This window comes from Solibacillus sp. FSL K6-4121, assembly GCF_038002585.1.
In the GTDB taxonomy this organism is placed as follows: Bacteria; Bacillota; Bacilli; order Bacillales_A; family Planococcaceae; genus Solibacillus; species Solibacillus faecavium.
In genome coordinates, this window is sequence record NZ_JBBOCS010000002.1 from 469,387 (window position 1) to 485,515 (window position 16,129).

Genomic DNA, 16,129 nt, shown 5'->3' on the forward strand with positions numbered 1-16,129 from the left:
AGTATGATAATAAGAAAATTAACAAATAATGACCGCAAACTAACAATGGCACTAATAGAAAAAAAGCCGGCAGAAAACTTATTTATTATTGGTGATATAGAGGCTTATGGAATGGAATCGGATATTCAGGAGTTGTGGGGACAATTTGAAGATGATCAGCTGATTGCGGTTTTACTGCGCTACGATCAAAACTATATTCCCTATAGCGAAGGGGACTATGATGCAGCAGGGTTCGCAGAAATTATTAATAAAAACAAAGGTCCTATTGAAATTTCGGGGTTGCAACATTTAGTCACACCATTACGTAAATGGATTAATCGAGGGATTCGTCGGGATAGTGAAACGTATTATGCAAAATGTACAAAATTGACGGTTCCGATTTCAGATTTGGATTTTTCAAATGTGACGTATTTACAGCCGCATGAATATGAAGAAAATATTGAAATGCTCAAGTCTATTCCTGAGTTTTCAACAGGGACATTTAGTATTGAAGGAAGAGAACGTGCGGAAAAGTTTAAAACAGGACGTACATATATTATTCGAGATGAACAAGGTGTAATGGTGTCCTCTGCATCGACAACGGCTGAAAATTCTCAATCCGCCATGATCGTAGGTGTTGGAACGAGACCGGGTTACGCAAAAAAAGGGTATGCGACACACTGTATGCTAAAGCTTTGTCGAGACTTGCTTGCTGAAGGAAAATCGATTTGTTTGTTTTATGATAATCCGGCTGCAGGGCGCATTTATAAGCGAATTGGATTTGAGGATATCGGTTTTTGGTCAATGATTCGTTTTGAAGAGGAAAAATAAAGGAGGGAAATGAATTGCGCACTTTATTAGCAGAACAGCCAATACAAATAAATGCCTATGATATTGATGCAATGGGCATTGTCAGTAATATTGTGTACGTACGATGGTTTGAGGATTTACGCATGGCTTTTTTAAATGAGCATTATCCACTAGCAGAAATGATGGCAGTGAAAATTTCACCAATTCTAATGAAAACAGAAATAGAATACAAAGCCCCTTTAACGATTTTTGATAAACCGGTCGGACGGTGCTGGATGGTGAAAATCGGGCAATCCAGTTGGGAGATGGAACTGGAAATTACTACAGAAAAACATATCCATTGTACCGGCAAACAATCCGGCTGCTTCTATCATTTAGAAAAGAAAAAGGTTGCGAAAATACCGGAGCCATTGAAAAAGATTTTTGAAACAAGCAGTAGTAAATAGTTTAGGAGATTGTAATAGATGACTATAAAAATTCAGCGATTTAATTCAGAAATTCAGGAGTTAACGGATTTTCTTACTAACAACGAATGGCAGTTTTTCGCGAACCCTATAGTGAATCCTATTGAAATAAAAGAAAAAGTAGCGAATGGTTATTATGAAGATGGTCGCGAAACATTTTGGATTCTACTCGATCATGAAAAGATTGGGCTTGTAATCATTCATGATATCAATGATTCGATTCCATTATTCGATATCCGGTTAACGCCTCAAGCAAGAGGAAAGGGAGCTGGTACGCAAACTTTACGCTGGTTGCAAAACTATTTATTTGGAGAAAAACAGAAAATTCGTATCGAAGCGTATACGAGAGCGGATAATGTATCAATGCGAAAATGCTTTTCAAAGTCGGGATTTGTTAAAGAGGGCTATTTACGAAAAGCCTGGGAAAATGAGGATGGCACGGTTGTAGATAGCGTGTTGTATGCAGCTATTTATGACGACTGGAAAACTGGCAAAATAACACTAGTTCAACTTGATGAGGTGCCTTATTGAAAGGAGAAATAATCAAGGTATGAAAGAGACACTGGAATCTATTGTAAAAAAAGAAGATATAAATTTAGACGTAATTAAAGTAAATGAACTGTTAGAATTCATGCTGCAAAACATAGGAAACACGGATGCTTATTTACGTGATGACTTAATTTATCGTGGGTTTTGCGATCTAATATTGGATGAAAAGCTCAAAGTGGAACAATCAATTGTGTTATTAAAAACGTGCATGGATGACGAGCACCTTTACTTAAATATTACGCACAACTGTCCTTCAGATGATGTATTTACACGGTCTTTTTCGACCCTTGTCATCGCGCTAATTTTAGGTAAAGACCGTGAAAACAGGAAATTGCCTGAAGCGCTCATTCTGGAGGCGATTCAACGTAGTGTCGATTATTTAAAGCTTGAGAAGGATTACCGGGGGTTCGTCCATGAAAAAGGCTGGGCACATACGGTTGCACATGGGAGTGACTTATTAGCTGAAGCCATTGCACATCCGCTTATGAAAGATTTACATTTGTGTCATAAAGCATTGCAAAGTTTAAAAAGCTGCCTGCACACGGACTATGCTTTTATAGACGATGAGGAAGAACGCATGCTACCGGTAATTGAAGCTTTACTAGACAAAGGATTGACAGACGAACAGTTATTAGCGTGGGTAAAAGATTTAAATGAAGTTGAAATTGATGAATGGCATACGAAATACCGGTTTGAATGGAATGTGAAGAAGTTTGAGGGCACATTATTACGGCATTTATTAAAAACAAATAAATGTGTACTTACAACCAATTGGATTATTGAGGCTTAGCAGAAGGGAGATGAAATGGTGAAACGAGTTACCCTCATTGTTGTGCCGTTCATTTTATACATAGTCGGTTTACTCGCATATTATTTTGATAAAATTAATAGTTTTGTATTTTTTATTTTATTTGTAACGGGCTTGATCATTACACTGTCAGGGTTTTATCTTTATAGGCATGACAATAGACATAAACAGATTTTCGCAGGGTGTTTTTTGGCACTATCTTTAATTTTTTTGTTTGAATATCGACTGATGTTTTATGAAAAGCATACATATTTTGTTACTTCCTATAACGAGCCTTTTGAAATTGTAGAAGATTCAGGTATACATATACTGTCAGTGGATATCTTCGAAGCGGCATATATTGATGATTTGGATTACTTAATAAAGACGCTAGAATTATCAAATGATCAAGAAGTATTGGATGCGGAAATTGTCACGAATAAAATCAGGTATAATTCGAAAAATGAAGAGTTATTAAGTTATATACGTCCAGCGGAAAGGCATTTTGAAATAATGAAGGAAAATGTTATGGCTTATCTGCCGGAAACTTCTTCAGCAATTAAGGACTTTTTAAATAGAGAAGATTTTAATGGTGACAGTGCAGGTCTTGCCACTGTATTAAGCGGACTCGCAGAAAAAGGCAGCTTCACCAATAACGTACCGATTGCCGTAACCGGTGCGATTGACGGAGAAGGGAATGTAAAGGAGATTGGCTCGATGAAAGCTAAAACTCTGATTGCCGAAAAAAGCGGCTTTTCGCATATTTTCATACCAGAGGAAAATGCAAAAGAGGCGAGAGAAGTAAAGGACATACACCAACTTAACATCGAAATTATTGAAGTGGCAACGGTTGATCGTGCTGTAATAGAAATAGAGAAGCTAAATACGTAAGTCTTTAGAGCGCTATGGTGATTTTTCCATAGCGTTCTTATATTTTAAATAAATGGATAAATTTAAAGCCAAAGTGCATGTACAATCGTTATATAGTCAAGTGAGGTGAAGGAATGGATTTTGAACGACTTGTTCATACATATAGAGCGGCAAATTGAATAAGAATCTTTTATTTAGTGAATTTCGTTTATCCTATGCATATATTGTAATTAAAGTGACTTTACAACCGTTAATATAGGGAGGATATGCCGATTAATAATAATGGAAATAAATCCAATCAACCCTCTGATTCCACAGATATTCAAATTGCTAGACTTGCATTTATTGCAGCAACCATTACTACGCTAGGAGATGGTTTAGCAGCATTGGCTGCAGGCCTTGCTCTACAAGAATTGGAAAAATCGAACAATCAAAGTACACAACCTCAATATGATCAATCAAAACAGATGGATTCTACACAAAAGCAAATTGATTATTTAATAAAGGAACTAAAAAAAATTAAAAAGATGTTAAGTTAAGAAGAAGAAAATAGTTTTAGTTCACAAAAAAAATCGAAAAGCATCATGCTAATCGATTTTTTGTGCATTATGGTAGAAGTTTTAGAGAGGATTTAACCTCTCTTTACCCACTATTATTTATTATGATGATAATGTTTTATTTCCCCGTTTTTGAATTTTACTTCAAGCTCAAAGGACTTATAGTTTTCATCGAGAGCAAATGCTTTTAGTACTTCTTTACGAACATCGTCATCACTTGTAGTTTCGTCAAATGTTAACTGTTTTAACGCATCGACAAAATTTTCGTACGCTTGATCACCTTTATACTCGATACCTTTAATTTCATCATCTATTTCTGCATAAATATTGTTTCCATCGTTCTCATATTCAACATCATATGAATTGCGATTCGCATATTCTACGTCTAAATCAAATTCAGTAAAAGCATAATTTACATCTGCGACCTTAATTCCAGTACGTTCATTTTCATTTTCCGAGTTATTAGTGGTATTTTTGTTATTCGCTGTTTCATCAACAGTACTATTATTTCCTGTAACATCCTTATTTGTCTTTGTATCATCGTTGTTACATGCGTACAATAACCCCAACAATAATGGCATTGTAAGTAATAATTTAAATAATTTCATTTTATACTCTCCTTTAAAAGTGGCTTGATAACTTAATTTAAGCCTCTAATTTTTAATAAAAGTATTCCCAAATTAAAATAAGCTATCCATTTCTACTGAAATTAGAATTTCCCTTATTGAAGGTGACAGAGCAGGACTTGCCGCTATATTAATTGGTCTTAGCGAAAACGCCAGCTTTAATAATAACGTACCGATTGACGTAACAGGTGCGATTGACGGTGAAGGAAATGTGAAGGAAATTGGCTCAATGAAAGCTAAAATTCTCATTGCTGAAAAAAGCTGTTTTTCGCATATTTTCTTACCTGTGGAAAATGAAAAAGAGGAGAAGGAAGTAAAAAAGATGAGCAGCTTAATATAAACATTATTACGGTGGCTTCTATAGAAAATGCTGTAAAGGAAATAATGAGGCTCAATAACGACTAACCGGTATCGGGAATAGTCCTATCATTTTTAAACAGACTGTGTTATTTTTATAATAATTTAATAATTTGCAATTGATTAAGTGCTTACAGATTTTTGTAAGGTAAAAGGGAAATTAGTGAAAGACTAATGCAGCCCCCGCTACTGTAATAGCTGATGAACTCACAACAAATCACTGTCGGAATGATGGGAAGATGTGAAAGTAAAAGGAAGCTTAAGCCAGGAAACCTGCTTATTCAAACGATACTTACTTTTCGGAGGGAAAAGTATAGGCGAAACTAGTCATTGTTTTTGTGTATTTAAACACTATCCTATAATTAATTTCACATGCCTGTACCTCTTTTTCGATAAGAGGTACAGGCATTTTTAATTTTATTTGGAGATATTTACAGTAAGGAGGAAATTTAAGTGCAGGCAATTATGATTCAAGGTACAGCATCCGATGTGGGGAAAAGTGTACTATGTACAGCACTTTGCCGCATTTTTGCAAATGACGGTTATCGTGTGGCTCCATTTAAATCACAAAATATGGCACTTAATTCGTATATTACAAAAGACGGTGGAGAAATCGGGCGTGCACAGGGGGTTCAGGCAGAAGCCGCAAAAATTGACGCAACAACGGATATGAACCCGATTTTACTTAAGCCTAAAGGGGAAATGGTATCGGAAGTGATTCTCCACGGTAAACATTATGCCAATATAGATGCGCTTAGTTATCGTGAAAATATTGTTGAAGCAGTGATGCCTGAAGTTCGTTCATCACTTGCCAGTTTGTCGGAGAGCTATGATGTTCTTGTTTTGGAAGGTGCGGGAAGTCCGGCGGAAATTAACTTAAAGAACCGGGATATTGCCAATATGCGGATGGCCCATGAAACTGATGCTGCTGTAATTTTAGTTGCCGATATTGACCGGGGTGGTGTATTTGCTTCAATTGTCGGGACGTTAATGTTATTAGATGATACGGAAAGGTCCCGTGTCAAAGGAATTGTTATTAATAAGTTTCGAGGTATGAAAGAATTGCTTAATGATGGGATCGAGTGGCTGGAGGATTATACAGGTATTCCTGTGCTTGGCGTAATTCCATACTTTGATGTTCAAATTGAAGCAGAAGATTCGCTCGCTTTATCCAGCCTGCGTTTTAAAAAACCGCAGCACCATGAATTTGCGATTGACGTCGCAGTTATCCGGTTTCCGCACATTTCGAATTTTACCGACATAGATCCGCTTATTGAAGAGCCGGATGTAGGTGTGCGCTTTGTTACGGCACTTAATGATTTGAAAAATCCGGATGTCGTGATTTTACCGGGGACGAAAAATACGGTGGAAGATTTTTTATGGCTTCAGCAAACCGGGTTAATGCAAGGGATTTTACAGTTAGCGCATCAAAATGTCCGCATTATCGGTATTTGTGGGGGTTACCAGATGCTAGGTGAAATTATCCGTGATGAGCAGGCGGTTGAAAGCACGGGAGGCACATATTTAACTTTAGGTTTGCTGCCGATTGAAACAACATTTATTAATAGTAAGCAAACAGTGCAAGTTTCCGGAAGGAGCTGTACAGGTCATGAGATTGAAGGGTATGAAATTCATTTAGGGCGCAGTGTAGCAACAAAACCGTTGAAGCCTTTCATTCAATTTTATGACGGCCGGACAGATGGTGTCTTTACGGAGCAAGTATTTGGTACATATGTTCACGGGATTTTCCAAAACCGTCCGTTCACTCGCGATTATTTTAATACAATCCGTAGGCAAAAAGGGATGGAGCCTATTTTAGGTGATGTTTTATCCGATTTTGAACGCCGCGAACAAGCGTATGAAATGCTGGATCACCATGTTCGTTCTCACTTAAATATGGAGAGGATTTATTCGTTTATTTCGGAAAGTAAGATTGAAACGAAGTGAATGGATAGGTAGATATTTATAAAAAAGGGGAATGGACACGATGTATTTTATTATTTGTGTAATCGCAGTGCTCATCGATTGCATTGTAGGGGATCCAAAAAAGTGGACGCATCCTGTCATTTATATTGGCAACGTGATTTCGTTTTTTGAGAGGAAATGGAATAGCGGGAGTGACAATAGAAGACGGATCAATGGCTATCTAACAGTTTTTCTCACGGTAAGTATTACAACGGGCTCTGTTTTTTTTATTGTCATTCTTGCACTGAAAGTACATCTTCTTATTTGGCTAGTAGTCGAAATCTTTTTGATTAGTTTAGCACTAGCCCAGAAATCATTAAAAGAAGCGGCGATGCTCGTTTACGATTCTTTGGAAGCGAATGATTTATCCGAAGCAAGGAAATATTTAAGTTGGATTGTGGGCCGTGATACGAATCATTTGGATGAAACTGAAATTGTAAGAGGTGTCATTGAAACCGTCTCGGAAAATACGAGTGACGGCGTGACGGCTCCGCTTATGTATGCGCTATGTTTCGGGGCAACCGGTGCATGGTGCTATAAAGCTATTAATACGTTGGACTCGATGATCGGCTATAAAAATGAACGGTATGCAGATTTCGGATTTGCTGCAGCAACATTGGATGATGTTGCGAATTATGTGCCTAGCAGAATTTCCGGGTGGTTCCTTATAATATTTACAAAATGTGATACGGCACAACCACTCAAACAACGCTATAAAAACTGGCTAAAAGAAGCTAAAAAACATCCAAGCCCGAATAGCGGATATTTGGAGGCCGCTACAGCCGTTCAGTTAGGAATCCGTTTAGGCGGGTTTAATCGTTATGATGGGATGGAATCATTTCGTGCTTATATGGGTGAACCGGACAATACGATGCAGAAAAAACATATAAAAAAATCGATCCAGCACATGTATGTTTGTACTTGGTGTGTTGTGATAACAGGAGGAATATTGTATGGAATTGCCTGCACATGGGGCTAATGCAGCAGCGTTATATAAAGCGATGAACTTACATATGCCAGACAAAGTCATCGATGTTAGCGAAAATGTCAATCATCTCGGGTATCCGAAGCTAGTAGAGCAACAGTGGGCGATTTTGATAGATAAAATAGCGGGGTATCCGCATGAACAAGCGGAACCGTTTCGCTCGCAAGTGGCAGATGTACACGAAGTGGCAGCACAACACGTTGTCATTACAAACGGTGCAGCAGAAGGCTTAATGGCTTTGGCTCAACTTTTTAAAGGACAAGAAGTAGCTTTATTACAGCCTTCCTTTTCGGAGTATGCCAGAACATTAAAACAGCAGGGTTGTGTCATTCATTCTATTTTAGCTGAGGATATTGAAGCGTATCGATTTAATGAAGTAAAGTTGGAGAAACAGCTGAAAAATGTCCATGCCTGCTATATTTGTAATCCGAATAATCCAACAGGCATATTAATGAAAAAAAATTGGATTGAACAGTTGGTTAAAAAGTACCCTCATTGTAATTTTGTTGTCGATGAAGCGTTTATGGACTGGACCGATGAATCGGAGAGCGTCATTCCATTAGTGAACAGTTATCCTAATTTATTTGTTGTACGATCCATGACGAAAATGTATGCGCTGGCAGGAATTCGTCTCGGTTATATCATCGGGCAACAGGCAGAAGAACTCCGTCATTACTTGCCGCACTGGAATGTTAGTGCAATCGCAAATGAAATCGGCTGTCTCTGTTTACAGGACAAGGATTTTGTAATGAAATCTCGTGAAAAGAACAGCAAATTACGAAGTCAGATGGTGATGGAATTAAAATTGATGGGTTGTAAAGTATCAAACAGTGCAGCGAATTTTTTACTGTTCCAATTACCGAAACAATATAATCCAGATGAATTTTTTAAATATTTATTAGAGCGAGGTATCGTTTTACGCCATACAAAAAACTATGTCGGCTTGGACGGCGCATGGTTTCGAATCGCTGTCAAAAGTGAAGAAATCTGGAGTAAATGCAAGGATGAAATAACGTATTATGTCAATAATCATTAACTACTACCGTCATGGTGAAACTGTATGGAATAAAGAAGGGCGGCTGCAAGCATGTTTCCTGACCAGACCATTCACCAAACTGGAAATTTGCGTGAAATTAACTTAGGGCATTGGCAAGGTAACTCTATAAAAGATCTTCAACTAGATGAACAGTATTATTGCTATTTGAATACACCGCATTTATTTATGAATACGACACAGGAATCTTTTGGTGACGTAACGAACCGAATGCTCGCATTTCACGAGTATTTGGTACAGTTACCGTATGAGAGAATCGTAGTCGTTTCTCACGGTGTTGCCATTGCTTGTTTGATTACCGCGCTTCATAAACAGCCATACAACCAGCTATGGGGTTATTTGTTGGATGGTGCTGCTTGTTTTTCGATAGAAGGGAATAGTGAACAAATACATAAAGATATTTTTGTACAGTAATAATGGGGGAGAGCAATGATTTACGATGTTTGTGTAATCGGTGGTGGTCCTGCCGGGATCTTCAGTGCATTTTATAGTGCATCTAGAAGGATGAACACAGTATTAATTGAAGGCAATCATGAACTAGGTGGTCGACTTAATTTATTTTTAGACTATGAAATTTATGATATTCCTGGTCAGTTTGGCGTTTTAGCGCGTGATTATAAACGAGCGCTGATTGAACAGTTAAAAGTAAGTAAAGCTAATTTGTTACTTGGAGAAATTGTTGAGAAAATTGAAAATAGTGACGAGTTGTTTTATGTAATGACAACACAGCAAACCATTCTAGCTAAAACAATCATAGCGGCAACCGGCAATGGATTTAATGAGGTAAAAAGGATCGAACATGCGCACATCTCGGGAAAAATACAGTATGACCCGCCAGCTTACCAACAATATGACGGTCCAATTGCAGTGATCGGACATACACCGATGGCAGCAGATTGGGCAATTCAGTTAATGGGGTATGGAAATGCGGTTACATTATATACCGACAAAGAGTTGAATTTACAGCCTATTTTAATGGACGGGCTTGCCAACAATAACATTCCAATTTATAAATTCTCGGATTTTAATGATTGGGCATATGAGGCTGTCTTTTGCCATATTGGTTCAAAAAAACGTACCATTGATTTCAAAGGATGCATTGCGCAAAGAGATAATGGCTTAACAAATTGTCGCGGATATTTTGTAGCAGGTGATGCCCGCTATGAGCAAGGTAAACTGAAGCTTATACACGGCGCAACACATGATGCAATGCAAGCAGTAAATGCAGCCTTTCAATATATACATGAAGGCGCGACTTACCAACCGATAGTTTCAACACATGACCCGATTTTTAAAGAATGGATAAAATGAACTTATTAAATAGGAAGAAACGCTATACCGGAATTTTGGTATAGCGTTTCTTTTTTAGAACTTAAACGTGTCATCCGTAATTGGGGCGACTTTAGCAACGGCATAAGTAGATCCTTTTTGACTGAAGAAATCGTACGTTGAGCCAGTATTGGAAATCCCGTTCATCACTACCGGGTTGACTTCCTCGTCCGGGAACATCGTATCGAGCCCCAAGTTCATAAGCGCTTTATTCGCATTGTAGCGCACGTATTTTTTCACTTCGGGAGAAAGTCCTGTTTCTGCATATAAATCATCGGTATACTTCATTTCATTTTGATATAAATCGAGTAAATATTCATAGCCCCACAAAGTAAGCTCCTGCTGTTTTTCTGGTGAGAACGTTTTGAAAATATTCTGGGCGAAAAAGCCGACCGCTACTCCGTGAATTGATTCGTCACGCAAGATTAAACTAATCACTTCCGCACTATTTCTTAAAACACCTTGTCCTCCTAAATAAAGCGGGTAGAAGAAGCCGGAATAGAATAAAAAGCTTTCCAGCATAACTGAAGCGAACATTGCTTTCCATAAGCTTTCCGGGTCATCTTCTTTTATAGCTGTGTATACTTCGCCAATGCGGTTTGCTTTATATTGAAGAAACTCATTTTTTTGCACCCATTCGAAAACTTCGTCGATTTCAGTGTTTGTACACAGTGTTGTAAAAATATATGAATAAGACTTTGCATGGATTGCTTCAAAAGATCCGAATACGGTTAACACCGCTTTCTCCTGAAAATCGGGTGTGTACTTGGCGATTTCATTCATCCCGATGTTCGTTTGTACCGTATCAAGCAATGTCAGGCCGCCGAACACCTTTTTGTATGTATCCTGGTGTTCGAATTCCTTCCATTGTTTCACGTCTTTACTGACCGCGATCTCCTCGGGAAACCAGATTTGCTTCCATTGCTGATCCCAAAAAATGCGTGCGAGCTCACTTGTTGGGATATTCCAGTTGACCGCTTTATACGTTAAATTTGACATGCGACACACTCCTCAATTGTAAGTAAACGTTGGCGTACGTAATAAACGGTTTTAATTCCACGCGTCCACGCATAAATGTAGGCTTTTGCTAATTGTTCTGTGTTCCACTGGTCCGTTACGTAAAGCGTCATGGAAATGCCTTGATCAACATGCTTTTGCGCGGCTGCGTAAAGGTCGATCAGTTCATACGGATTTACATCATAGGCTTCGGTATAAAGTTCCTCATTGTCATTTGTTAAAAATGGCATCGGATAAATTGTACGGCTGTCCGCATAGTCACGAACTTCCACACGTTCTGTAACAGGGGAGATGGAAGCCGTACAGCTGCGGATGTAGGAAATACTGCCTGTCCTTAATACCCTCAGTTTCCTGATATTTAAAAGGGAGTAGACTATACAATATAGGCTTTTGCCTACCAAGTATTATAGTCGTTGAACCTTCACCTCATAGAAAGGTGCTTGGCTGCTGATTACCGATTGTATAGGCACTTAGGACATATTTAGCGAGAATTACAACCTCACAAAATATGCTTTTTTTCACCTTATGCTATCCAAAAATTTCTTTCTGCTTTCGCAACGTTCACGTTTATCGTTTCCAATTCCGTTGTCGTATTTTTGGCTTTACGGCTTTCCAGCAATTTCACTTGTTTTGACACTGTTTTACAACAATGAAAGCCCTAGTCAGTTAAGGCGCGATTGCCAGTCGATAGCTATGGAACAGTCCATATTTTTGAACTTGTTTTTTCAATTCAACCCACATATTTTGAGTAATATTCGGTGTAGCCCCAAGTGCTTTAATCACTTCGGCCGTAAGTTTTTTTTCTTCTTTGTTTAGATAGGTTTTAAAATAAACCCCGCTTGCATAATTACTTTCCTCAAATCGGTAAAATGTTTCGTTCTTTTCCTTCGCAATTTCCATTGAAGCTTTTAATGAATAATAGTTCAATGCTTCCATAAATGCATCAATAAATTCGATGGACTCTTTTGACCCATAACGGATTCCGCTTTGTACAAGGTGTCCATGCAAGTTCATAACTCCTAATCCAACAGAGTGCATTACTTTGTTCGCTTTAGATACAGAAGGAACGTTGACGATATCTGTCATAGTTGAAACATTCGTCAAAAGACGCATCGCTGTATCGACAAGCTGACCGAAATCCTGAACTTTCGTTGCTTCATGAATGTCGATTGAACCTAGGTTACAAGAAACATCGAGGCCATATTCATTCGGCTCATTTTGATCGGTAACGATACTTGTTTGCTGGTACTGAAGTATTTCGGTACAGAGATTGGACATCTTCACACGACCGATTTCCTTTAACGGATGAGCGTTATTAACATTATCATCAAATATCTCGAACGGATAACCCGATTCAAATTGCGCTTTTTTGATTTCCGTATATAATTTACGTGCATTTAATCGTTTAAGCTTACGAATATTTGGATTATCCAATAGCTCGTAGTACATTTCCGTAATTGAAATTTCAGACATGCGTTTTCCGTATACTTTATAAATGTCATAAGAACTAAACAAGACGATATCTTTATCACGGCGCATCAGTTCAAAGAAAATATCAGGAAGAATAATGCCAGTCGATAACGTAGCAAGGCGGATTTTATCATCAGCATTTGGTTTTTTGGAAGAGATGAACGCCTCAATATCTCCGTGGAAAACATTTAAGTAGACGACACCTGAACCATTTCGTTGACCAAGCTGATTTGAATAAGAGAATGAGTTTTCCAGAAGTTTCGCAACTGGCATAACCCCACTCGCACGGTTTAATATCCCTTTAATTGGATCACCTAGTGGACGTAGATCGGTTAAGTTTACTCCGACACCGCCCCCTAATCGGGAAAGCTCCAGGCAATAGCCGATATTTTCGGCAATCGAGTTCATTGTGTCGTCCATCGTCAGCTTAAAGCATGATACTAGTTCGCCACGCGCTTTTTTCCCGCTGTTAAGAGCAGTTGGTGTTGCCGGCTGATAGGCAGTCATGACCGCTTCAATGGCCCTTTCCGCCAATGCTTCATCACCCTGTGCTAAATAAAGGGCAATAATAACGATTCGGTCTTCATATTTTTCAAGAATTTCTTTCCCGTCTCTACTTTTCATCGCATAGCTATCGTAAAATTTCGAAGCACTCATAAACGAGGGGAAACGGAATTTGTACGAATATGCTTTTTTATACATCCGTTTAATAAAATCCATAGAGTACATTTCAAGAAATTCCTTTTCATAATAGCCTTCATCAATTAAATAGCGTACTTTTTCCTCAATATCGATAAAGTAGCGTAAGCGGACATTCACGTCTTCCAGGAAATAGCGGCGTGTTGCTTCTTTATCTTTTGCTAAATCCAGTTCACCGGTAGCGCGGTAACGATTTAATATGTCATTGTTTAATTTTAAATATTGTTTCATCATTAAACCTCTTTCCAAAGGGAATAATAGTAATTTTTAATGGTTAAGTAGTTGGATTGAGTCCCACGTAATTCTAGTTTTTCAATTAACGGAATGCCATATTGTGCAGCTAATAAATCGCCTGCACGTCCAAAAAAGGCATGACCGAAATTACGGTTCCCGCTTACGATAATTCCTTTGCATTGATTGTAATTCGCAGTCATGAACTGGTCGACGATAGGGGGGACAGAGCCTAATCCATCCGTATATGTAAATAGAAGATACGGCGTATCGATTTTATCCACATCGGCTATATCCTTCGCAGGTAAGCCAAGTTTTTGCACGATGTATCGTACATTGCCAGTTCGTGAAGCATAAATAATCATGCCGTTATTTCAGAAATTCGGTTAATAATGGAAGTTGGCTCTGCAATAAATTCACCATTTACTTCAAATAAAGGTACGGAAAGAAAACCCGCATCGATTACTTTCTGCTTAGCTTTTTCATCCTGGTCAATGTTGATGACTTCGACTTCCAAATTGGCAGCATCAAGCTCAGATTTTACCCATAGGCATTTTGGACAAATAGTTTTTGTATAAAGTTTCATTAATAGAATCCCTCGCTATATTGATATTTATTGTGCTGTACGTTCTAAAGAAAATATAAAAAAGGCTATCCCGGGAAAAAAGGATAGCCTGAAATGGAAACGTAAATGGAAAAATTGCGCCTCCATTTCCTATTCCCCGAAGAAATGTACGTAGTTTTAACATGGCAGGTCTCCTGGCTTTGCGTCATCCGTCAGACATACCTTCCCATGCACGTGGCACAGTGGCAATTTTAGTCTTCAGTCAGCATTTACAGTTGCGGGGACAGCGTTGGATTTGCACCAAACTTCCCTTTTAAACTACATTTAGTAGTACCGTGATAAAAAAACACAATATATGGTTGTGAATTGAGTATAAGCCGTTCCAAAGTAAAAGTAAAGGGAAGAAATAAACGTTTAACAGCTAATGGCACTTTTTAGAGAGAAAGATAGCAAATAACATCTAATCCAAGTCAAAAAGATGATCGTGAAGTGAATAACCATAATTTTGGGGGGGTTTCTAGTGAAATTTCACTTTAATGGTTGATGAGCTACGGCAAGACAGCGCTAAATTGACGTGATACATTTTTTATCACTTTTGGACCCTAAAATAACGGAAGACTTTACCGTTATTCAAAGGATGTAGCTCATTTTAGGTTGAAATAAAGGAACGTTTTACCTTTATTTTAAATAAAACCCTGAAATTTTATGTTTTTTAGGTCAATAACGGAACTTCCTTCCCTTACTTTTACTAGTTTTTATATAATTTTATAAATAACGGAAATTCATTCCGCTATTTATCTCATTCCGCATTTCAATCTCTCTCCCCACATCTAACTCATAGCAATAACCCTATTATTAGTAAAATTCCCAGTAAATACTACTTTGTATCTTGACACTCGATATATATACATTTTAAAATTTGAGTATCGATATATCGACAGTCAATATATGGAGGGCCTATGATTCCTTTATCAGAACCAACGTATTTAATTTTATTAGCATTAATAAAAGAACCGACACACGGCTATGGCATTATTAAAACAATTTCAGAGGTAAGCGAAGGGCAGTATGAAATTGCACCTGGAACACTTTATGGTGTATTAAAAAATATTGAAAAACAAAAGTTAATTGAAGTCGTTGGTGTGGATTTAAACAACCGAAAGAAAAAGATTTATGCCATTACAGATGCAGGAAAAGAGGCGCTAATCGATGAACAACGACGTTATGAAAAGCTATTATCATTTACATACAAATTAAGTGGTGAGGGATAAGATGGCAATTACACGAACATTGAATAAAAGATTTAATTCATTTGAAGCTGAAGAACAATGGTTAAACGAGCTTGCCCAAAGCGGTTGGCGTCTTGTAGATTACGATAAAAAAGAAATCGGTGAAAACTATTATGTATTTCAAGTTGATTTAGATGCTGTAAATATGCGATACAAAATTGATTTCAGAAGTTTAAAAGATAAAGAAGAGTTTGATGACTATAAGGAGCTTTTCCTTGAAGCTGGCTGGGAGCTAATTGCAAAAAATCATTATTATATGAAACATATTTTCATCTCAATTGAGGGAAAGGATATTTATTCAGATCAATTATCACTCATTGACCGTGAACGAAGACGTCGTAATATAATGTCTTTTTATGTAATTGGATTTACTGCTGCAGTAATTGGCGCATATATTGCAACATTTTATTTTGATTACGATTGGTTAAATGCTCTTATTATTATGGGGATACCAGTAGTTATATGGTATAGCTATGGTTTATACAAATTTCATAAAAAAGTACGTCAATTACAACATGGGAGGTAA

The 16,129-nt window shown here is 37.7% G+C and carries 20 protein-coding genes and 2 riboswitches; of the genes, 14 read left to right on the forward strand and 6 right to left on the reverse strand.

The annotated features are described in order from the left end of the window. Positions 1-6: 6 nt before the first annotated feature. From MHH95_RS11790 to MHH95_RS11815, 6 genes are all read left to right on the forward strand, one after another. Positions 7-810, forward strand: coding sequence for a GNAT family N-acetyltransferase (locus MHH95_RS11790; RefSeq protein ID WP_340728754.1), 804 nt, complete (start codon positions 7-9; stop codon positions 808-810). A 14-nt stretch (positions 811-824) separates the two neighbouring features. Continuing rightward, entirely contained in the window at positions 825-1,235 is a 411-nt protein-coding gene (locus MHH95_RS11795; RefSeq protein ID WP_340727716.1) for an acyl-CoA thioesterase, read from the forward strand. Between the two features lie 18 nt (positions 1,236-1,253). Further along, a complete protein-coding gene (locus MHH95_RS11800; protein ID WP_340727717.1) occupies positions 1,254-1,784 on the forward strand; it encodes a GNAT family N-acetyltransferase in 531 nt (176 codons plus the stop codon). 19 nt (positions 1,785-1,803) lie between these two features. Beyond that, on the forward strand, positions 1,804-2,592 hold the full coding sequence (locus tag MHH95_RS11805) for a DUF2785 domain-containing protein (RefSeq protein ID WP_340727718.1): 789 nt from the start codon (positions 1,804-1,806) through the stop codon (positions 2,590-2,592). Positions 2,593-2,610: 18 nt separating this feature from the next. Continuing rightward, entirely contained in the window at positions 2,611-3,480 is an 870-nt protein-coding gene (locus MHH95_RS11810; RefSeq protein ID WP_340727719.1) for a S16 family serine protease, read from the forward strand. Between the two features lie 245 nt (positions 3,481-3,725). Beyond that, positions 3,726-3,998, forward strand: coding sequence for a translation initiation factor 2 (locus MHH95_RS11815; protein WP_340727720.1), 273 nt, complete (start codon positions 3,726-3,728; stop codon positions 3,996-3,998). Between the two features lie 113 nt (positions 3,999-4,111). Here MHH95_RS11815 and MHH95_RS11820 read toward each other — a convergent pair whose 3' ends face one another. Further along, positions 4,112-4,624, reverse strand: coding sequence for a YusW family protein (locus tag MHH95_RS11820; RefSeq protein WP_340727721.1), 513 nt, complete (start codon positions 4,622-4,624; stop codon positions 4,112-4,114). A gap of 151 nt (positions 4,625-4,775) precedes the next feature. On the opposite strand from MHH95_RS11820, the gene MHH95_RS11825 reads away from it, so the two are divergent. The 6 genes from MHH95_RS11825 to MHH95_RS11850 all read left to right on the forward strand — a co-directional run bounded on the left by MHH95_RS11825 (position 4,776) and on the right by MHH95_RS11850 (position 10,314). After that, complete coding sequence (locus MHH95_RS11825) at positions 4,776-4,982, forward strand: S16 family serine protease (RefSeq protein WP_340728755.1); 207 nt, start codon at positions 4,776-4,778, stop codon at positions 4,980-4,982. A gap of 125 nt (positions 4,983-5,107) precedes the next feature. Further along, positions 5,108-5,294, forward strand: a riboswitch (cobalamin riboswitch). A 158-nt stretch (positions 5,295-5,452) separates the two neighbouring features. Further along, entirely contained in the window at positions 5,453-6,946 is a 1,494-nt protein-coding gene (locus MHH95_RS11830; protein WP_340727722.1) for a cobyric acid synthase, read from the forward strand. Between the two features lie 40 nt (positions 6,947-6,986). Further along, the gene (gene cbiB / locus MHH95_RS11835; protein WP_340727723.1) at positions 6,987-7,943 is read left to right on the forward strand and encodes an adenosylcobinamide-phosphate synthase CbiB; all 957 of its coding nucleotides are present in this window, start codon (positions 6,987-6,989) and stop codon (positions 7,941-7,943) included. Next, complete coding sequence (locus MHH95_RS11840; RefSeq protein ID WP_340727724.1) at positions 7,918-8,985, forward strand: pyridoxal phosphate-dependent aminotransferase; 1,068 nt, start codon at positions 7,918-7,920, stop codon at positions 8,983-8,985. The genes cbiB and MHH95_RS11840 overlap by 26 nt, the downstream gene beginning before the upstream one ends. Positions 8,986-9,036: 51 nt before the next feature. Continuing rightward, positions 9,037-9,417, forward strand: a complete 381-nt coding sequence (locus MHH95_RS11845) for a histidine phosphatase family protein (protein WP_340727725.1) — start codon at positions 9,037-9,039, stop codon at positions 9,415-9,417. A 15-nt stretch (positions 9,418-9,432) separates the two neighbouring features. Then, positions 9,433-10,314, forward strand: a complete 882-nt coding sequence (locus MHH95_RS11850) for an NAD(P)/FAD-dependent oxidoreductase (RefSeq protein WP_340727726.1) — start codon at positions 9,433-9,435, stop codon at positions 10,312-10,314. 54 nt (positions 10,315-10,368) lie between these two features. On the opposite strand, the gene nrdF is transcribed toward MHH95_RS11850, so the two are convergent. The 5 genes from nrdF to MHH95_RS11875 form a co-directional block, all read right to left on the reverse strand. Beyond that, entirely contained in the window at positions 10,369-11,331 is a 963-nt protein-coding gene (nrdF, locus tag MHH95_RS11855; RefSeq protein WP_340727727.1) for a class 1b ribonucleoside-diphosphate reductase subunit beta, read from the reverse strand. Further along, complete coding sequence (locus MHH95_RS11860) at positions 11,319-11,621, reverse strand: hypothetical protein (protein ID WP_445683010.1); 303 nt, start codon at positions 11,619-11,621, stop codon at positions 11,319-11,321. The genes nrdF and MHH95_RS11860 overlap by 13 nt, the downstream gene beginning before the upstream one ends. Positions 11,622-12,015: 394 nt before the next feature. Then, positions 12,016-13,749 (reverse strand): ribonucleoside-diphosphate reductase subunit alpha, encoded by a 1,734-nt coding sequence (locus MHH95_RS11865; RefSeq protein ID WP_340727729.1) that lies wholly within the window; start codon positions 13,747-13,749, stop codon positions 12,016-12,018. Positions 13,750-13,751: 2 nt separating this feature from the next. Beyond that, a complete protein-coding gene (gene nrdI / locus MHH95_RS11870; RefSeq protein ID WP_340727730.1) occupies positions 13,752-14,114 on the reverse strand; it encodes a class Ib ribonucleoside-diphosphate reductase assembly flavoprotein NrdI in 363 nt (120 codons plus the stop codon). Beyond that, complete coding sequence (locus MHH95_RS11875) at positions 14,111-14,335, reverse strand: glutaredoxin family protein (protein WP_191699194.1); 225 nt, start codon at positions 14,333-14,335, stop codon at positions 14,111-14,113. The genes nrdI and MHH95_RS11875 overlap by 4 nt, the downstream gene beginning before the upstream one ends. Positions 14,336-14,481: 146 nt before the next feature. After that, a riboswitch (cobalamin riboswitch) is annotated at positions 14,482-14,667 on the reverse strand. 606 nt (positions 14,668-15,273) lie between these two features. Here MHH95_RS11875 and MHH95_RS11880 point away from each other — a divergent pair. Beyond that, positions 15,274-15,585, forward strand: coding sequence for a PadR family transcriptional regulator (locus MHH95_RS11880; protein ID WP_340727731.1), 312 nt, complete (start codon positions 15,274-15,276; stop codon positions 15,583-15,585). A 1-nt stretch (position 15,586) separates the two neighbouring features. Then, positions 15,587-16,129: a DUF2812 domain-containing protein gene (locus MHH95_RS11885; protein ID WP_340727732.1), complete on the forward strand. Its 543-nt coding sequence runs from the start codon at positions 15,587-15,589 to the stop codon at positions 16,127-16,129.

Bases quoted from the DNA above. Each gene is read 5' to 3' on its own strand.
- MHH95_RS11885 (WP_340727732.1), top strand. From the start codon at position 15,587: ATGGCAATTACACGAACATTGAATAAAAGATTTAATTCATTTGAAGCT.
- MHH95_RS11850 (WP_340727726.1), top strand. From the start codon at position 9,433: ATGATTTACGATGTTTGTGTAATCGGTGGTGGTCCTGCCGGGATCTTC.
- nrdF (WP_340727727.1), bottom strand. From the start codon at position 11,331: ATGTCAAATTTAACGTATAAAGCGGTCAACTGGAATATCCCAACAAGT.
- MHH95_RS11875 (WP_191699194.1), bottom strand. From the start codon at position 14,335: ATGAAACTTTATACAAAAACTATTTGTCCAAAATGCCTATGGGTAAAA.
- MHH95_RS11800 (WP_340727717.1), top strand. From the start codon at position 1,254: ATGACTATAAAAATTCAGCGATTTAATTCAGAAATTCAGGAGTTAACG.
- MHH95_RS11840 (WP_340727724.1), top strand. From the start codon at position 7,918: ATGGAATTGCCTGCACATGGGGCTAATGCAGCAGCGTTATATAAAGCG.
- MHH95_RS11845 (WP_340727725.1), top strand. From the start codon at position 9,037: ATGTTTCCTGACCAGACCATTCACCAAACTGGAAATTTGCGTGAAATT.
- nrdI (WP_340727730.1), bottom strand. From the start codon at position 14,114: ATGATTATTTATGCTTCACGAACTGGCAATGTACGATACATCGTGCAA.
- MHH95_RS11815 (WP_340727720.1), top strand. From the start codon at position 3,726: ATGCCGATTAATAATAATGGAAATAAATCCAATCAACCCTCTGATTCC.
- MHH95_RS11805 (WP_340727718.1), top strand. From the start codon at position 1,804: ATGAAAGAGACACTGGAATCTATTGTAAAAAAAGAAGATATAAATTTA.
- MHH95_RS11880 (WP_340727731.1), top strand. From the start codon at position 15,274: ATGATTCCTTTATCAGAACCAACGTATTTAATTTTATTAGCATTAATA.
- cbiB (WP_340727723.1), top strand. From the start codon at position 6,987: ATGTATTTTATTATTTGTGTAATCGCAGTGCTCATCGATTGCATTGTA.
- MHH95_RS11820 (WP_340727721.1), bottom strand. From the start codon at position 4,624: ATGAAATTATTTAAATTATTACTTACAATGCCATTATTGTTGGGGTTA.
- MHH95_RS11865 (WP_340727729.1), bottom strand. From the start codon at position 13,749: ATGAAACAATATTTAAAATTAAACAATGACATATTAAATCGTTACCGC.